Annotated in this window: 14 protein-coding genes; 2 read left to right on the top strand and 12 right to left on the bottom strand. The window is 71.2% G+C overall.

Annotated features, from left to right (window positions below; genetic code table 11):
- Positions 1–14: 14 nt before the first annotated feature.
- From mtnK to JWR33_RS05800, 4 genes are read right to left on the bottom strand one after another with little or no spacing between them, the layout of a single operon-like run.
- The gene (mtnK, locus tag JWR33_RS05815) at positions 15–1223 is read right to left on the bottom strand and encodes an S-methyl-5-thioribose kinase (RefSeq protein ID WP_297410204.1); all 1209 of its coding nucleotides are present in this window, start codon (positions 1221–1223) and stop codon (positions 15–17) included.
- A complete protein-coding gene (locus JWR33_RS05810) occupies positions 1220–2260 on the bottom strand; it encodes an ABC transporter permease (RefSeq protein WP_297410203.1) in 1041 nt (346 codons plus the stop codon). Before JWR33_RS05810 ends, mtnK begins: the two co-directional genes overlap by 4 nt.
- Positions 2257–3819 (bottom strand): sugar ABC transporter ATP-binding protein, encoded by a 1563-nt coding sequence (locus tag JWR33_RS05805; protein ID WP_297410201.1) that lies wholly within the window; start codon positions 3817–3819, stop codon positions 2257–2259. The genes JWR33_RS05810 and JWR33_RS05805 overlap by 4 nt, the downstream gene beginning before the upstream one ends.
- Positions 3816–4907: a substrate-binding domain-containing protein gene (locus JWR33_RS05800; RefSeq protein WP_297410200.1), complete on the bottom strand. Its 1092-nt coding sequence runs from the start codon at positions 4905–4907 to the stop codon at positions 3816–3818. The genes JWR33_RS05805 and JWR33_RS05800 overlap by 4 nt, the downstream gene beginning before the upstream one ends.
- A 178-nt stretch (positions 4908–5085) precedes the next feature.
- Here JWR33_RS05800 and JWR33_RS05795 point away from each other — a divergent pair, with 178 nt between their 5' ends.
- Positions 5086–5676, top strand: coding sequence for a cupin (locus JWR33_RS05795; RefSeq protein WP_297410199.1), 591 nt, complete (start codon positions 5086–5088; stop codon positions 5674–5676).
- A 31-nt stretch (positions 5677–5707) separates the two neighbouring features.
- Here the strand turns inward: JWR33_RS05795 and JWR33_RS05790 are convergent, their stop codons facing one another.
- Both JWR33_RS05790 and JWR33_RS05785 read right to left on the bottom strand, forming a co-directional pair.
- Complete coding sequence (locus tag JWR33_RS05790) at positions 5708–6889, bottom strand: acyl-CoA dehydrogenase family protein (protein ID WP_297410198.1); 1182 nt, start codon at positions 6887–6889, stop codon at positions 5708–5710.
- 83 nt (positions 6890–6972) lie between these two features.
- A complete protein-coding gene (locus JWR33_RS05785; protein ID WP_297410197.1) occupies positions 6973–7548 on the bottom strand; it encodes a hypothetical protein in 576 nt (191 codons plus the stop codon).
- Between the two features lie 181 nt (positions 7549–7729).
- On the opposite strand from JWR33_RS05785, the gene JWR33_RS05780 reads away from it, so the two are divergent.
- Entirely contained in the window at positions 7730–8167 is a 438-nt protein-coding gene (locus JWR33_RS05780) for an Rv3235 family protein (protein WP_297410196.1), read from the top strand.
- Here the strand turns inward: JWR33_RS05780 and JWR33_RS05775 are convergent.
- From JWR33_RS05775 to mtrB, 6 genes are all read right to left on the bottom strand, one after another.
- Positions 8132–9097, bottom strand: a complete 966-nt coding sequence (locus JWR33_RS05775) for a glycoside hydrolase family 43 protein (protein WP_297410195.1) — start codon at positions 9095–9097, stop codon at positions 8132–8134. The genes JWR33_RS05780 and JWR33_RS05775 overlap by 36 nt on opposite strands.
- Before the next feature lie 70 nt (positions 9098–9167).
- Positions 9168–12074, bottom strand: a complete 2907-nt coding sequence (secA, locus tag JWR33_RS05770) for a preprotein translocase subunit SecA (protein WP_297410194.1) — start codon at positions 12072–12074, stop codon at positions 9168–9170.
- Positions 12075–12357: 283 nt separating this feature from the next.
- Positions 12358–13092 carry a ribosome-associated translation inhibitor RaiA gene (raiA, locus tag JWR33_RS05765; protein WP_297410193.1) on the bottom strand — a complete coding sequence of 245 codons (735 nt, stop codon included), beginning with the start codon at positions 13090–13092 and terminating at the stop codon, positions 12358–12360.
- A gap of 148 nt (positions 13093–13240) precedes the next feature.
- The gene (locus JWR33_RS05760) at positions 13241–13963 is read right to left on the bottom strand and encodes a phosphoribosyltransferase family protein (protein ID WP_297410192.1); all 723 of its coding nucleotides are present in this window, start codon (positions 13961–13963) and stop codon (positions 13241–13243) included.
- A gap of 89 nt (positions 13964–14052) precedes the next feature.
- Complete coding sequence (locus JWR33_RS05755; protein WP_297410191.1) at positions 14053–15738, bottom strand: LpqB family beta-propeller domain-containing protein; 1686 nt, start codon at positions 15736–15738, stop codon at positions 14053–14055.
- The gene (gene mtrB / locus JWR33_RS05750) at positions 15735–17372 is read right to left on the bottom strand and encodes an MtrAB system histidine kinase MtrB (protein WP_297410190.1); all 1638 of its coding nucleotides are present in this window, start codon (positions 17370–17372) and stop codon (positions 15735–15737) included. The genes JWR33_RS05755 and mtrB overlap by 4 nt, the downstream gene beginning before the upstream one ends.

The raw sequence follows: 17372 nt of genomic DNA, 5'->3' as shown, positions 1-17372 counted from the left end.
GGGCAGGCTCAGGCTCAGCGGCGTGCGGTCTCCGCGAGCACGTCGGCGATCCGGGCGGACAGCGCGGCGGGCGACGGCTCATCGAGTCGCTCGACGGCCAGGAGCCGCCCGGCGCGCAGGACCCCGCGCGCCGCACCGACCCGCGCATCCTCGTCGAGGGTCTCGATGTCGGCGACCTTGGCGAAGCCGACGATGCGTCGGATCGCCTTGGCGCCCGCGAACACCGCGGCATCGGATCTGACCCCGGCGAGGAAGTCCTCGAGCACGTCCTCCCCGAACACCCGTGGGTCGACGCGGGAGGGCCAGAGGCGACGGAACTCGGCGTCGAACGCCTGCCACAGCTCGCCCGGCAGCGCGAGCAGCCGGCTCGCCCGATCCCGGTCGCCCTCCGCCTCGGCGCGGGCGGCCGCGATCACCAGGTTCGCCCACAGCGCGCCCAGGTCGAACCCGATCGGCCCGTAGACGCCGAACTCGGAGTCGAACACGCGAACCGACTCCGCTTCGGCCCGAACCAGCACGGAACCGGTGTGCAGGTCGCCGTGCAGCAGCGCCTGCGCGTTGTTCTGGAACGAGACGCGCGCATTGCCGATCTGCCGAAGCAGCGCGCGATCCGTCCGGAGGGCCGCGACGTCCGGCTCGTTGCCGGCGAGCACACGGTTGTGCTCGTGCTCCACATACGGCTCGGTGAAGACCAGGTCCTCGGTGATCTCGCTCAGCTCGGGGTTCGCCGTCGCGGCCACCAGGATCCGCTTCCGCGGGCCGGAGAGCCCGAAGATGCTCGTGGCGAAGCTCACCCGCGCCACATAGCGGCCGATCTCGGCGGCGGCGTAGTCGTGCACGCGCCCGGCGATCAGCTCGCGCCGCCACACCTCGTGATCGCTGAGGTCCTCGATGGCGAGCACATAGTTGATCGGATCGAAGGCGAAGAGGGCGGGCACGTGCTGGGGGTCCACCCTATGGTGCTCCGCCAGCACCGTCGCCTCGCGCAGGGTGCGCTCCCGGGTCATGGGCCAGCTCGGGTCCGTGCGCACGTGCGGCAGGGACTGCTTGAGCACCATGCCGCGACCCTGGCCGTCTCGAACGAGAAATACGAGGTTGAGGTTGCCGTCGCCGATCTCCGTCACCGACTCCACCGCATTGGTGTTGAGGACGGTCGAGAGGTCGGGTCGGCTCGCGAGGTAGGCGGGGACGCTGTCGGCGCTGAGCTGGGAGAAGTCGGTCATCGGGAGGTCGTGCTTCCTGCCGTCACGGCGACCCTGCGCCTGGCGAAGGTGAAGCTGAAGAGCAGCGCCACGAGCAGCACGATGCCCTTGCCGAAGTCCTGCGCGTAATACGGCAGCCCGAGCATCGTGAAGCCGGTCACCATGACCGCGATCAGGACGGCGCCGAGCGCGGTGCCCCACGCGTTCGGCTTGCCGGCACCCAGCACGGACACGCCGACCAGGGCCACGGCGACGGCGTCGAGGAGCAGCGAGTTGCCTGCGCTCACGTCGCCTTGGCCGATCCTGGCGGAGAGCAGCAGCCCGGCGATCGAGGCGAGCAGCCCGCAGCCGATGTAGGCGGCCGCGCGGTAGGCGGAGACCCGGATCCCGGCCAGGCGCGCGGCCTCGGGATTGGCGCCGACCGCGTAGAGCGCCCGTCCCCAGCGCGTGTGCTCGAGCACGAACCAGAGCAGCGCGGTGAGCACGAGGAAGAGCAGCACCGGCACCGGGATGGGCCCGATCTTGCCCCGATCGAGCCAGAGGAAGTCGGCGGTGAAGACGCCGGCCGCGGTGCCGCCGTCGGGCAGCGTCATCCGGCTCGAGATGGACTGCCCGTCGACGATGATCAGCTTCAGCCCCACGACGACGAACATCGTGGTCAGCGTGGCCAGCAGGTCGGGGATCCGCGCCACGACGACGAGCAGCGCGTTGAGCGCGCCGATGATCGCGCCGCAGGCGAGGACGGTCGCGACCGCGACGCCGCCCACCTGGTTGGCGATCACCATCGTCCACGCGGAGATCGAGACCGCGAATCCGGCGCTGGCCCCGACGGAGAGGTCGATGCCGCCCACGGTCATGGCCAGCGCGACGCCGAGTCCGGCGATGGCGGTGGGCGCGATGAACTTGAGCATCCCGAGGAGGTTGTCGACGGTGCGGAAGTTGGGCTCTGTGGCGGCGAAGAAGCCGATCAGCAGCACGGTCACCGCGATGAAGCCCCAGCGGGCCACCCCGGCGGAGATCGCTCCTCCGAGCCGGGCGGACAGGGCGGCAGTGGTCACAAGCTTTCCTCGTTTCGGGCCGTCGCTCCGAGGAGCGACGCGATGACGGTATCGCGGTCGACGGCGTCGGCGTACGCGTCGAGCACCACACGTCCCTCGACGAGCACGACGATGCGGTCCGCCAGTTCGACCACCTCGTCGACGTCGGAGGAGAGCAGCACGCCGGCCTTGCCCGCTCCGGCGAGGCGGCGCAGGGTCGCGCCGATCTCGCGTCGGGCGCCGATGTCGACGCCGCGGAACGGCTCGTCGAGCAGGGCCACGCGCGGATCGGCGCTGAGCCAGCGGCCGACCACGAGCTTCTGCTGGTTGCCCCCGGAGAGGTCGTCGATGGGGGTGTCGAGTCCGCGGGTCACCACGGACAGATCGCGGACGACGCTCTCGCCCCGCTCGGTCTCCCGCCCGCCGAGGAGCACGCCCAGCCGGCTGGAGGCGGCACGCAGGAAGGGCAGGGACACATTGTGCAGGACGCTCCAGCCGGGCACGATGCCCTGCGCCTGCCGGTCCTCGGGCACGAGCACGATGCCGGAGCGGATCGCGACGTCGGGGTGCGAGGGCCGGTACGGCGCCCCATCGAGGGTGAGCCGGCCGTCGCCCGCCGGACGGGCGCCCGCGAGCGTTTCGGCGAGCTCGGTCTTGCCTGCGCCGATGAGCCCGAGGATGCCGAGCACCTCGCCGGCGCGGATGTCGAGGTCCACCGGCTGCGCGTTCGGCAGCAGGCGGAGTCCTCGCACGGTCATCACCGTCTCGGTGCCGCGCCGCACATCGGAGACGCCGACGGCGAGGTCGGTGCGGCGGCCGAGCATCTGTTCGAGGATGACGTGCCAGTCGAACGGGCGCGGCACGTCGAGGGCCAGCACGCCGTCGCGCAGCACGAGCACCCGGTCGGCGAGCGTCTCGATCTCACCGAAGCGGTGCGAGACGTAGAGGATCGCCAGGCCGCTGTCCCGGAGCCGGCGGAGCACGACGAACAGCCGCTCCACCTCCGGGGCGGTCAGCGCCGAGGTCGGCTCGTCGAGGATGAGGAGCCGCGGCCGGGTGCGCAGCGCGCGGGCGAGCACGAGCAGCTGGGCGTCCGAGATGCCGAGCCTGCCCGCATCCTCCCGCAGCAGCGAGTCCGACCACGGCAGGTCGAGGACCTCCAGCACCTTCCGCGCGCTGCGGAGGGTCTGCCGGCGGCTGACGAAGCGGCCGCCGCCGGAGGAGTAGTCGGTGAGCACGAGGTTCTCGGCCACCGACAGCCCTGGCACGATGCCGTCGGCCACCTTCTGGTGCACCGCCGCGACGCCGTGGCGCATCGCCGCCTGCGGCGAGGAGAGGCGCACCTCCTCGCCCTCGATGGACACGGTGCCCGAGTAGTGCGGGTTGGCACCGCTCAGGGCCTTGATGAGGGTGGACTTGCCTGCCCCGTTGGTGCCGAGGAGCGCGGTGATGCGCCCCTCGGCGATGTCGACGTCGATGCCCGAGAGCACCTGGTTGGGGCCGTAGCTCACGGACAGACCGGCGAGGGAGACGACTGTCCGGTCGCCTCCCTCGCGGGTCGGGGCAGTGACGGTGCTCACGAGACGGCGGGCAGCCAATCCGCGGTCACGACGTCGCTGAGCAGCAGGCTGGGCTCGTTGTCGCGGAGGTCCGCCACGTTGGCGATGCCCTTCTCGGCCAGGAAGTCCTGCGTGATGGTCACGGCCGGGAACTCTACGCTCGCCTCTTTCAGCTCTCCTGCGAGCGAGAGCGCCAGGGTCCGGACCACTGCGGCGCCGACGGCGGACGGGTCGGTGGCCGAGGTGGCCACCCAGGGGCTGCCGTCGCCGGTGATCACCTCGATGTCGGCGTTCGAGATGTCGATGCCGTACACCTTCACCTTGTCCTGCAGGTTGTTCTGCTGCACTGCCTGCACGACGCCCTTGGTGATCTCGTCGTACGGGGCGAAGATCGCCTGCACGTCCGGGTTCTGCTTGAGGGCTGCGTCCACGAGCGGGATGTTGTCGGTCGCGGTCGACTCGGTGACCTTGCCCGTGGAGAAGACCTGGTCGAGCTTGTGGTCGGCCACGACCTTCTTCCACACCTCGGCCCGGCGGTCGAGGGGGGCGAAGCCGGTGGCGCTCACGTAGCCGACCTTGGCGCCGTCGCCGACGTCCGCGATCAGCTGGTCGAGCACGCCCTGCGCCATCGAGGCGTCGGACTGGGAGGTGGTGATGACGCCCGTCGGGTCGTTCAGCGCGAGGTCGTACACGACCACGGGGATGCCGGCGTCGATCGCCTGATGGATGAGCGGCTCGATGGTGTCGGTCTGGCCGTGGTCCACGATGATCGCGTCCGGCTTGCTCGCGATGGCCTGCTCCAGGTCGGAGGCCTGCTTGGCGTTGTCGTTGCGGGCGTCGGTGACGGTCAGCTCGATGTTGGCCGCCGCGGCCTGTGCTGTGGCGCCGGCGCCCCACGCGGTGAAGTAGTCCCCGGCGCCGCTCTGCCGGACCAGGGTCACCTGGACCGGGTCGCCGTCGAAGGGCGCGGGTGCCGCAGCCGCTGCGGGTGCGGAGGAGGTGGGAGCTGCGGTGGCGCCGGTTCCGCCGGAGGAGGACTGCGCGCAGCCGGCCAGCGCGAGCAGCCCGGCGGATGCGGCGGCGATCAGGATCAGTTGTCGTCGTGCCATGTTCGTGCCTCGTCCTTCGATGGGGGGACCGCGGGCTGTGATCCGCGGGCGACAGTCCGCAGTCAAGCAGGGGCTGCGGAGCCGCGCCCCGAAGTGACGCAGTGTTACAGACCCCGGGAACCGGCGCCCCCGCGACCGCGACAGGCGGCAGAATGGGGACAAAGAGATCGGAGCGACCATGACCCTCCTCACCGTGTGGGATGAGACCGAGCCGGCGACGCCGGTGCTCGAGACGACCGACGCCGACCGCATCCGCGAGACGCTCGCCGAGCTCGGCGCGCGCTTCTCCCGCTGGGAGCTCAAGCCCCTGCCCGAGAACGCGAGCCAGGACGAGGTGCTGGAGGTGTACCGCGCCGAGATCGACGAGGTGCTTGCGGCCGAGGGCTACACCCTCGTCGACGTCGTGCAGCTCACCCGCGGCGAGGGCGAGGAGTGGGAGCGCACGAAGAGCGCGGCCCGCCAGAAGTTCCTCAGCGAGCACCAGCACGACGACGACGAGGACCGCTTCTTCGCCAGCGGCAGCGGCGTCTTCTACCTCCGGGGGCTCGGCAAGGTGCACGCGGTGTTCTGTGAGGCGGGCGACCTCATCTCGGTGCCGGCCAACACGACCCACTGGTTCGACATGGGCACCGATCCCGCCTACGTCTCGGTGCGCTTCTTCCACGATGACGAGGGCTGGGTGGGCCACTTCACGGGCAGCACCATCGCGGAGGGCTTCGCCACCTACGACCAGCTGGCCGAGCGCCGCCGCGCCATGATCGACGCCTGACCGCTTCCGCGCCGTCGGCGCCGCTGGTGGGTCAGCTGTACTTGCTGGGGGTCGGGTGCGCGCCGGTGAGCGCGTACTCCCCCAGCTCCCTCGACTTGTAGGCCACCGGGTCGTGCAGGGTGATCGTGCGGGCGTTGCGCCAGAACCGATCGAATCCGTGCGAGCTGCTCGTCGCCCGCGCGCCCGTCAGCTCGAAGGCGCGCGAGGTCACGTCGAGCACCGTCCGGGTGGAGTCGACCTTCGCCGCGACGATCTCGATCGCGAGCTCGCCCCGCTCCGCGTCGGTGAGGTCCGTGCCGCGCTCGAGGGCGGCCGCGGCGAGGCCGCTGGCACGCCAGACGAGCGCGTCCGAGGCCCGCGTGGCCGCGACCAGCTCACCCAGGGTGCCGAGGATGTACGGGTCCTTGAGCGCGGAGTCGACGCCCGAGGTCGGCCACGGCCGGGTGGCGGTGCGGGCGTACTCGCTCGCCGTCTCCAGCGCGCCTTCCGCGATGCCCACGTGCAGGTGGGACAGCAGCAGCTGGAAGAAGAGGATCGAGAGCGACCCGGATGGCCGATAGTCGGCGCCCTCCTGCTCCGACCTGCCGAGCACGGAGGCCGCCGGGATGTGCACGTCGTCGAAGCCGACGGATCCGCTGGCGGAGAGCCGCTGTCCCATGTTCTGCCAGTCGAGCGGATGCCTGACCCCCTCGGCCGAGCCGTCGATCACGATCGCAATCCGCTCACCGGTGCCCTCGACGGTTCCCGTCGCGGTGATCCTGTCCGCCACCGAGGCGCCGGTCGCGAAGAACTTGCGTCCCGTGACCCGGTAGCCGTCGCCGTCGGGTCGCAGCACCAGGCCCTCGTCGCGCGGGTTCCCGGCGCCGCCCCAGAACCACCGGTGGTGGACGGTGTCGGCCCAGAGCTGCCGTGCGGCGTCGTGGTCGTCGTTCAGCACGATCCGCCACGAGTTGACGTAGTGATACGCGAGCAGGTGACCGATGGAGGCGTCGGCCCGCAGGATCGGGCGCAGCACCCGCAGCACCGCCGGCCAGTCGAGGCCGCCGCCGCCGAGCTCCGCGGGGATCAGGAGGGGCAGCAGACCCGCCTCGCGGATCATCTGGACCTCGGCGGTAGGGTTCTCGTTCGCGGCATCGCGGCTTACGATGTCCTCGCGCAGCTTCGCGGCGACGGCCCGAGCGGCGGCCAGCGCCTCTGCCTCTGAAGTGATCACGGTACGGAAGACTAGCGGCGGCCCGGGCCGCCTTCCGCTTCGCTACGTCACGAGACAGCCGGCACGCGGTTGCGCGGGGTGCGTCACGGGATCCGCACCACGAGCACAGTCGACAGCACCACGAGCTCCACCGCCGACACTGCTCCGCGCCGCCGCGGAACCGCCAGATCGTGGAGCGCGAGATCGAGATGATCGCGGCCTACCCGGTCGATGGTGCCGGTGAGGATGCCGGTGCGGGTCCGGAGCTCCACTCCCACCCGCCGGCGCGCGAGGTCACGCAGCACGAAGGCGAATCCGAGCCGGGCGGTGAGGCCGCGCTCCTCCCCCGGCGGGTCCCGCTCTGCTGCCGCCGGACCGAGCACGACGCCGGCGATCGCATCGAGGGGGATGAGCAGGGACGCCCGCGGGCCGGGCCCGCTCGGCTCCCCGCTCAGCCAGTCGCGGCCGAGCATCGCCACGGTCATCGTCAGCTGATCGCCGGAGGAGAGCCGGACCCTGATCGGCGCACCCTCCGGACAGCTGACGCCGGCGAGCCGGTCCCGAAGGGTGAGCCGGGACAGCCGGAGGCGCTCCTCCTCCGTGCGCAGGTCCTCGTCCTCGGCGGACAGCTCCTGCTCGAGCTGCCCCTCGAGGTCGTCGAACAGGCTGTCCCAGCGCACGGCGGAACGCTATGTCGCCCTGGCCATCGGAGCGCGACTTATCCACAGAAGTGCGGAAGCCGTGGATTCAGAGCCTTCCTCGCTGGTTGAGTGATCGCACGCCGTGACCCCCGTTCGGGGGACGTCTCGCCCGAGGGTCCCGGCGGTCCGGCAACCCGATCCGTCCCCTGATGGAGTCGCGATGAGCAGTCCAGCCCCGGCCGCCCGACCGTCCCGCACCGTGCCGCGCACGATGCCGACAGACGAGTACTTCGGCCCACAGCCGACGTCGGCCGCGGCGCTGCCGGATCCGGTGCCCCTGCTCGAGAACCTCACGCGCTGCGTCATCGAGATCCTCGCGGGCGCCCGGGAGCTCGACCAGATCGCCCGCTGGGTGGACGAGGACGTCTATCGGCATCTGCTCAAGCGGGTGGTCCTCGCCTCGCGAGCGCGCACCGCGAAGGGAGTCGCGGCGACCCGCCCTGCCTTCACGATCGGCAGCACGCACACCTGCTCGCCGCGGGACGGCGTGATCGAGGCGACCGTCACCATCCGCGGGCGCTCGCGCTGCCGGGCCGTGGCCCTGCGGCTCGAGGGACTCGACTCACGCTGGCGGGCGACCGCCATCCACGTGCTCTGACCGGTCGGGCAGGTCGATGCTCAGCCTGCTGAGCGCCGCGATCAGGGGCGCGTCGTCGGGGGTGAGCACGGAGACCGAGCCGTGCCGGGCCCCGTCCGGGAAGTCCCCCTCGAGGGGCGCCCAGGCGCGCAGGTCCTCCGAGTGCGCGAGCCCGTAGCCGTCCGCCATGCAGAAGTCGTAGGAGAGCAGCCAGCCGGAGCCCAGCGGATCGGCGGTGACCGCGGGGCCCTCCGTGATCGTCGGCGCGATGGGGTCGCCGACGAGGTCGTAGGGGCCGTCGAGGGCATCGGCCACGGCGAGCCGGATCGCGCGCCGCTCCCCCGTGGAGCGCCCGAACTCCTCCTCCTTGTGGAACAGCCACCAGCGACCGCCCGAGTGCAGGAGCGACCCGTCGATCACCGAGTACGGCGGCGCGAAGAGCAGCTGCGGCGCCGTGAAGGTGCGCCAGTCCCGGGTGCGGCAGGAGTAGAGCCTGCTGCGGTGCCAGCCGTCCCGCTCGAACGAGCTGGACCAGAACACGAAGAACTGCTCGCCGTCCCACACCCACTCGGGCGCCCACGCGTTGTTGAGGGTGCGGCCGTCCTCGCTCACCAGCCCCTCGGCGACCGGCACATCGTCTCCGTTCCAGTGCAGAAGGTCGATGCTCGACGCGTGCAGGATGCTCCTCCGTCCGTGCGTGGTGGCGACGAGGTGCCACACGCCGTCGGGCGCTCGGGCCAGGAACGGGTCCCTCAGCCAGCGGTCCCAGACCGGCCGGCCCTGATTGACGGCCGTGTAGTGGCGGCCGTCGGCGGACAGCGCGAGGTGCAGACGCTCGTCCTGGTAGCCGCCGCGCGGGTCCTGCACCGAATAGAACTCGCCGCGCTCGTCGACCTCCACCCGGCCCTCATAGCGCTGGCGGAAGTAGGCGAAGAGCCGAGTCGGATCCACGATGCAGTTCCCCTGAACGAGATCGTCCCCGGACGCGCGAGGCTCCCGGGGACGATCGACGGCGGTGGCGTCAGCCCTTGTTCTTCTCCGCTGCACGGCGCTGCGCCCGGTTGACCGGGGCGGGGGCCGCGGGCTGCGATCCGGATTGGCCGAACGCGCCGCGTGCCGCGGCCGGCCGCTGCTGCGGGGCGGGCCGAGCGGCGCCACCCCCGGCGGGCCGTGGCGCGGACGTCGGTCCATCGGCCTGGCCGAAGCGGGCCGCGGTCGGGGCGAGGCTCTGCTCCTGCTCCGCGGCCTTCTGCTGGGCCTTCGCGGTGGCCGCACGCTCCAGCTGTCCCCGCTGGTTGCGCACCTCCACGCCGCCCGCATCGCTCGGCGCCGAGTAGCTGAGGTTCTGCACGGGTGCCGCGGCCGCGCCGAGCCCCTTGGCCGCCACCGTGGGAGCCGGGATCGCGCCGGTGGGCGCCGACGTGCTCGAGGTCACCTCGACCTCGAGGTTGAACAGGTAGCCGACGGTCTCCTCGCGGATCTGCCCCATCATCGTCTGGAACAGCGCGAAGCCTTCACGCTGGTACTCGACGAGCGGATCGCGCTGCGCCATGGCGCGCAGGCCGATGCCGTCCTTCAGATAGTCCATCTCGTAGAGGTGGTCGCGCCAGCGGCGGTCGATCACCGAGAGGACCACGCGGCGCTCGAGCTCCCGCATGGCGGGCGAACCGAGCTGGCTCTCCCGCTTCGAGTAGGCGAGCCGGGCGTCGGAGAGGATCTCGCGCTGGATGAAGTCCCGGTTGATCCGGCCCTTCGAGCCGGCCTCGGCGAGCACCTCCTCGATGGTGATGCCGATCGGGTAGAGCGTCTTGAGCTCCGCCCACAGGGCGTCGAAGTCCCAGTCCTCGCTGGTGCCGTCGCTGGTGTGCGAGTCGAGGACCTCCTCGATCACGGTCTCCAGGAAGGCCTGGGTGCGCTCGTGCAGGTCGTCGCCCTCGAGGATGTGACGGCGGTCGGCGTAGATCGCCTCGCGCTGGCGGTTGAGGACGTCGTCGTACTTCAGCACGTTCTTGCGGATCTCCGCGTTGCGCGCCTCCACCTGCGACTGTGCGGACCGGATCGCGCGGCTGACCACCTTCGACTCGATGGCGAGGTCGTCGGGCACGCCGTTGCGGCCCATCAGGGCCTCCGCGGCGCCCGAATTGAACAGGCGCATCAGGTCGTCGGTGAGGGACAGGTAGAACCGGCTCTCCCCCGGGTCGCCCTGGCGTCCGGAGCGGCCGCGCAGCTGGTTGTCGATGCGGCGGGACTCGTGGCGCTCGGTGCCGAGCACATAGAGCCCCCCGGCGGCGACGACCTTCTCGGCTTCGACGGCGACCTCGGCCTTGACCCGGCTGAACACGCCGTCCCAGGCCGCCTCGTACTCGTCGGGAGTGTCGACGGGCGAGAGGCCCTGCGCGTGCATCTCCGCGACGGCGAGGAACTCCGCGTTGCCGCCGAGCATCACGTCCGTACCGCGTCCAGCCATGTTGGTGGCGACGGTGACCGAACCGAGCCGCCCGGCCTGGGCGACGATCGCCGCCTCCCGCGCGTGGTTCTTCGCGTTGAGGACCTCGTGCCGGATGCCCTTCTTGGCCAGTAGCCGGGACAGGTACTCGCTCTTCTCCACGCTCGTGGTGCCGACGAGGACGGGCTGGCCGGTCTCGTGCCGGCGGGCGATGTCCTCGACCACCTGGTCGAACTTGGCCTGCTCGTTCTTGTAGACGAGGTCGGACTGGTCGGTGCGCTGCATCGGCCGGTTGGTGGGGATCGCCACGACGCCGAGCTTGTAGGTGGACATGAACTCCGCCGCCTCGGTCTCGGCCGTCCCGGTCATGCCGGACAGCTTCGTGTAGAGGCGGAAGTAGTTCTGCAGGGTGATCGTGGCGAAGGTCTGGTTCTCGGCCTTGACCTCGACGCCCTCCTTGGCCTCGATTGCCTGGTGGATGCCCTCGTTGTAGCGGCGGCCCATCAGGATGCGTCCGGTGTGCTCGTCGACGATGAGCACCTCGCCGTTCATGACGACGTAGTCCTTGTCCTTCTTGAACAGCGCGCGGGCCTTGATCGAGTTGTTGAGGAACGAGATCAGCGGGGTGTTCGCCGACTCGTAGAGGTTGTCGATGCCGAGGTGGTCCTCGACCTTCTCGATGCCGGGCTCCAGCACGCCCACGGTGCGCTTCTTCTCGTCGACCTCGTAGTCCTCGCCGGGCACGAGCCGCTTGGCGATGTTCGCGAACTCGGTGAACCAGCGGTTCGCCTCGCCGGAGGCCTGGCCGGAGATGATCAGCGGCGTGCGGGCCTCGTCGATGAGGATCGAGTCCACCTCGTCGACGATCGCGAAGTAGTGGCCGCGCTGCACCAGGTCCTGGGGCTGCCAGGCCATGTTGTCGCGGAGGTAGTCGAAGCCGAACTCGTTGTTCGTGCCGTAGGTGATGTCCGCGGAGTACTGCTCGCGGCGCTCGGCGGGAGTCTGGCCGGCGAGGATGACGCCCGTGGTCATGCCGAGAGCGCGGTAGACGCGGCCCATCAGCTCGGACTGGTAGCTCGCCAGGTAGTCGTTGACCGTGATGACGTGAACGCCGCGGGACGTGATGGCGTTGAGGTATGCGGGCAGGGTGGCCACGAGCGTCTTGCCCTCACCGGTCTTCATCTCGGCGATGTTGCCGAGGTGCAGGGCGGCGCCGCCCATCACCTGCACGTCGAAGTGCCGCAGGCCGAGCGTGCGCTTGGATGCCTCACGGACTGCGGCGAAGGCCTCCGGCAGGAGGTCGTCCAGCGACTCGCCGTTGGAGTAGCGCTCGCGCAGCACACCCGTCTCCGCCTTCAGCTCCTCGTCACTGAGGTGGGTGAAGTCGTCCTCGAGGTGATTGACCTGCTTCGCGTAGTTCTCCAGCCGACGGAGGACGCGACCCTCGCCGACCCGAAGGACCTTTTCCAGTACCGATGCCACCGACTTGTCTCCCTGCTTACGGATGACGGTTTGCACAGCGGTCCCGCAGCGCAGCCGCTCATGTTACCAGCGTTACCGGCCCGTGACCTGGAGGTCCCTACCGGAGATCGGGGTCGCCCTCCAGCCGTTGACATCGGCGGCGTCGACCGCCGGCGCCTGCCCGAGGCGGTCCAGGAGCGCCGCTGGCGGCGCCTCGAACCCGTTCCCCGCTCTCCGGGTGCGGTTCCGAGACGCCGCCGGGCGGCTCATCGACCGGCGCGGCCGCGGCCGGCCGTCGAGGCGGTCAGCGGAGGAAGGCCCGTGCGGCCGTCGCCACTTCCTGCACCTCGTCGGCGTGCTCGTCGATGCCGATCACTCCGTAGTCCCAGCCCTTGCGCCGATAGACGACGCTCGGCCGGCTGGTCTCCGAGTCGATGAAGAGGTAGAAGTCGTGCCCCACGAGCTCCATGTAGTAGAGGGCGTCGTCCACCGTCATCGGCGAGGACGAGAACACCTTGCGCCGGATGACGACCGGCGAGTAGCCCTCGTAGCCGGTCGGCTCATCCGCGGAGGCCTCCTCGGTGAGGCTCGCCGCGGTGTCCGGCACGATGCCGATCGTGCCGGTCTCGGGATCGATCCGCCGCAGCGTCTCCGCGTCGGCGGGGACCACATCGGCGAGCCGGAAGTCTCCGTGGTCGACCGAGCGCACCGTCGACGGGCGATGCAGTCCGCGATGCACCTTGCGTCGATCGCGGGCTCTGCGGAGCCGTTCCATGAGCTTGTCGAAGGCCATGTCGAATGCGACGTATTTGTCGGACGCGCCCGCCTCGGCACGGATCAGGGGGCCGGGGCCCAGCAGCGTGAGCTCCACCCGGTCGTCACCCGATGACGACCCGCTCGTCTGGTGGTGGCGGCACAGACGGACCTCGAGGATGGCCGCGGCATCGGCGAACGAATCGATCTTCTGGGACTTCTCCTCGACGTGAGCCCGGAAGCGATCGGTGATGTTGCAGTTTCTTCCGATGAGGGTGATGTCCATGTTGACCTCCCGTGATTCAGGCGCGTCGCCCTCACGGAGTGTCTCGATCGGAAGGATCCCTGTCTCGGGAGTCACTTCCTGGTCGAGGGACGGGCGATCTGGAACGCCTTTACCCGACCCTAATCCCGGCACCCCGAGGTGTCACCGGTTAAGTTTCCGGGGACTGCGGCTCGCCCCCTACTGGGGCGTCGGGTGGGGGCGTCGACGCGACGGTCGCCGCGAAGAGCACCAGTCCGCCCCGCTCCTCGATGGCTCGCGCCGCCTCCAGCAGGGAGGCGCCCGTCGTCACGACGTCGTCCACGAGGATCACACGGCGGCCCGCCACCGAACCGGCGGCAGTCATGCTGCCCGCGATGTTTCGCGCGCGCTCCCCCGCTGACAGACCGGACTGGTCCCGCACGCGCCGGCAGAACCGGAGCGCGGGGTGCGCGGCAACGCCGGCCCTTCGCAGGAGGAGCAGCACGGGCAGGTAGCCCCGCCGGCGGGTCGCCGTTCGGGCGCTCGGCACGGGGACCACGAGTGCCGGCGCTCGAGCTTCGGGCGGCCCGAGCGCGCGCTCCTCGTGCGTGCGGGCGCCCGCTTCGAGCGCCCGCCTCAGGGCGGCACCGAGGCAGCCCGCCGCCTCGGTGCGTCCGCCGTCCTTGACGGCGGGCAGGAGGTGCTGCACGGGTCCCGCGTAGGCAGTGGCGCTGAAGACCTCGAGCGCGGATCGCGCCAGCCGCCGGGTCCGCACCGGAGTCTGCAGGGATTGCTCGCATGCCGGGCAGACGGCGCGGTCGGGGGCGCCGCAGCCCGCGCACTCGACGGGCAGCACCAGCGCGAGCGCGTCGGCGAGGGCCGACCGCACCGGGGACGGAAGCGGGGGCGACATCCCTGCATCGTGCTCCTGCCCGCACCGCCGCCGGTCCCTCCTCCCCCCATCCGTGCACCCCGGCGTCCGGCGCCCTTCTGGGGAGGAGCTCAGCGCTGGGCGGCGAGGAAGGCGACGTCGGTGGCGACCGTCTGCCAGCCGGAGCCGCGGAGCACCTGCACGCTGCCGTCGGAGCGGAGTGCACGGAGCCCGCTGAGGCCGTTGCCGCCCACGAGTGCCACGGCATCCGCCAGCTCGCCGAGGGTGTCGGAGACCCGCCCGCCCACCTCCTGGGTGGTGACCGAGGAGCCGCCGTCCTCGTCCCGGCCGAGGCTGGCCACCGTGGTGTCGGCCGCCCAGGTCGCGGTCACCGGGTCCCCAGCCGGCGGCACGAGGTCGAACCAGTCGTCCGAGAGCGCGAGGGGCCGCCCGGTGCCGTCCCGCCCGATGCCGAACACCCGCAGGCTGACCCCGTCGACCGTGCGGAGGAGGGTGAGAAGCCGCGCGGAGTCGCGGGACACCGCGAGGGAGAGGATCTCGGTCGCGTCGGTGAGGCCCTTCGCGGCGACGGGCGCCGGATCGCGGCCCGGCGCGGTGGCCCGGATGGCGGAGGGATCACCGCCGGGGACGGTCCACACGAAGCCCTGGGAGTCGAGGCTGGGGGCGACCAGTCCGCCACGGTCGTCGATGGGCACGGCAGGACTCCCTGGCCGCACGGCGAGGACGCCCCCGTCGGTGAGGACCGCGGTGAGCTGGTCGGCATCGGAGTACACGGCGGCCGTGGGCTTCAGCGCGACGATGGTGTCGGAGAGCCCCTGGATGGGCGCGATCTCGTCCGCGGTGAGGAAGCCGAACTGGTCGGCACGCCCGGCCAGCGCCCGCGGGTTGACGAGCGGCTGCACGATGGGAGCGGCCGAGCCGAACGGGTCCACCTCCACCTCGCTCCCGTCGACGCTCATCCGCACGGAGATGATGGAGCCGCCCACGAGGCTGCGCTCCAGCTGGTACTGCATGCGCTGCTGAGTGATGGGGTCGGCCCGGACGACCTCGTTGTTGAGCTCGACCACCGCCTCGCCGCCCAGGGAGGTCACCGACTGCCGCTCGAGGTTCGTGCCCTCAGGGAAAGCGGAGACGAGCACGGGCGAGGCGAGCGGGGCGGACGGACCGTCGAGGAGCGCCTCCACCACCCGGGTGGGCGCCTCGGCGGTCGAGGGGAACCACCGGAGGTCGGGGACGAGGTAGTCGAAGCCGGCGTCATAGAAGTAGAGGGCGCGCTCGGCGAAGAGCCGGTCGAAGAAGCCGGTGGACAGCACGATGCCGTTCGGCGCCTGGGTGATGCGCCACTCGCCGTCCTCCTTGGCCATCCGGAAGGGCAGTTCCACCAGGAGCGGCTTGCCGTACTCCTCGTAGCGGCCTCGGCCGTCGACCCGGCCGACGGCGGGGACCATCAGCCGCATCCCGCCCTGTCCGTCGGACAGGGCGGTGGTCGCGGGTCCGTGCACGGTGACGCTGGCGCCCGGGTCCCACTCCTTCGCGAAGGTGCTGGTGAGGAATTGCCGCGCCACCTGGTAGTTGTCCTGCGGGCCTGCGCCCGCGGCCAGGAAGCCGGCGAGGATCTCGGACTGCGAGGCGCCAACATCGGGGCCCTGCGGACGGAAGTCGAAGCCGAGCGCCTCGCCCGGGGTGAGCGGGTCCCCCTCGTTGACCGGGCCCGACATGGGGATGGACGCGCAGCCGGCGAGCGCGACGACGACCGCGGCCGCCAGGGCCGCACGGGTCATCCTCAGCCTGCTCATTCGGTCTCCTCGGGGGGAAGCCCCAGGGGCGACGCGGCGATCGGGACGCCGACCGTCCGCGGCAGCGTCAGCCGGAAGCACGATCCCCCGCCCGGCACCGACCACACGTCGAGCGTTCCGTCGTGCAGGGTCGCGTCCTCGAGCGAGATCGCGAGGCCGAGCCCCGTCCCGCCGGTGGTGCGCTTGCGGGAGGGGTCGGCGCGCCAGAACCGGTCGAACACGCGATCGGCGTCCGGCTTGGTCATGCCCACGCCGTGGTCGCGCACCGCGATCGCCACGGCCGTCTCGTTGCTGTCGACCGTGACCACCACGGGCCTGCTCTCCCCGTGCTCGATCGCGTTGGCGAGGAGGTTGCGCACGATGCGGCGGATGCGCCGCGCGTCGAGCTCGGCGGTGAAGTGCCCGCCCGGGGCGACCAGCTCCAGCTCGGAGCCCTTCCGCTCGGCCAGGGTCTCCATGCCGCTCATCGCGTCCTGGACGAGCTGCACCAGGTTCACCGGCTCGCGCTCGATCTCCACCGCGTGGGCGTCGTAGCGGCTGATCTCGAGGAGGTCGGTGAGCAGCAGCTCGAACCGGTCCACCTGGGTGTGCAGCAGCTCGGCGGTGCGCGCCGTGGTCGGGTCGAACTTGTCCCGCTGGTCGTAGAGCACATCCCCCGCGAGCCGGATGGTCGTGAGGGGCGTGCGCAACTCGTGCGACACGTCGGAGACGAACCGCTGCTGCACCCGGGACAGGTTGCCGAGCTGCAGGATCTGCCGCTGCAGGCTGTCCGCCATGCCGTTGAACGAGTGCGCGAGGGTGGCGATGACGTCCTCGCCGTGCTCGGGGATGCGCTCCTCCAGCTGCCCCGCGGCGAGCTTGCGGCTCGTCTCGGCCGCGATCCGGATGGGGGCGATGACCAGCTGCACCACGACCCAGGTGACGGCTCCGATGAGCAGGATGAGGGCGAGGCCGCCCACACCGATCGTGCCCTGCACGAAGGTGAGGGTCTGCTGCACGTCATCGAAGTCGAACAGCAGGTACAGCTCGTACACCCCGGCGCCCGGCACGGTCACGGCGGAGCCGACGATCAGCCCCGGATGCGGCACGCCGCCCGGCGCGGGGATGCTCACCGACTGCCAGTACTGGTCCGCCTGCCCCGTGGTCACCTTGTCCCTCAGCTGCGTGCTGACGAACTGGTCGGCCTCGCCGCGCACCACGTCGGGCAGGCCGATGGTGGCCTCCGTCCCCTCGGCACGGAGGAACGCGATGCCGGAGTACGAGGTAGCGATCGAGGAGACCGACTCGATCACCGACAGCTCCAGGGCGCTGAGGTCGGCGTCGGTCGATGCCGTCGTGGTGTCGAACGACGACTGCGCCGCGTCGGTGGCCCGGGTCGCCTCCTCGCGCACCTGCAGCACCCGGGCGTCGAAGAGGCCGTTGCCGATCGTGTACGTCATGTACGTCGCTGTGCCGATCAGGGCGATCGTGGAGAGCAGCACGGTGATCGCGACGATCCGCACCTCGAGCGAGCGCCGGAACGCCCGCACCACGGCCTCGTAGGCGGTGCGCGGCGAACGGGTGATGCTCGCCAGCCGGATCCCGAGAGGGAGACGGCGGACACCGTCCGCGCGGGGGTCCGCCACGGTGGTCAC

This window comes from Naasia sp. (assembly GCF_025465545.1).
In the GTDB taxonomy this organism is placed as follows: domain Bacteria; phylum Actinomycetota; class Actinomycetes; order Actinomycetales; family Microbacteriaceae; genus Naasia.
This window is presented reverse-complemented; position numbering and strand designations above follow the sequence as displayed.

Excerpts from the sequence above, each read along its gene's own strand:
- JWR33_RS05800 (WP_297410200.1), bottom strand. The coding sequence starts at position 4,907 with ATGGCACGACGACAACTGATCCTGATCGCCGCCGCATCCGCCGGGCTG.
- JWR33_RS05780 (WP_297410196.1), top strand. The coding sequence starts at position 7,730 with ATGAGCAGTCCAGCCCCGGCCGCCCGACCGTCCCGCACCGTGCCGCGC.
- raiA (WP_297410193.1), bottom strand. The coding sequence starts at position 13,092 with ATGGACATCACCCTCATCGGAAGAAACTGCAACATCACCGATCGCTTC.
- mtnK (WP_297410204.1), bottom strand. The coding sequence starts at position 1,223 with ATGACCGACTTCTCCCAGCTCAGCGCCGACAGCGTCCCCGCCTACCTC.
- JWR33_RS05755 (WP_297410191.1), bottom strand. The coding sequence starts at position 15,738 with ATGAGCAGGCTGAGGATGACCCGTGCGGCCCTGGCGGCCGCGGTCGTC.
- JWR33_RS05760 (WP_297410192.1), bottom strand. The coding sequence starts at position 13,963 with ATGTCGCCCCCGCTTCCGTCCCCGGTGCGGTCGGCCCTCGCCGACGCG.
- JWR33_RS05795 (WP_297410199.1), top strand. The coding sequence starts at position 5,086 with ATGACCCTCCTCACCGTGTGGGATGAGACCGAGCCGGCGACGCCGGTG.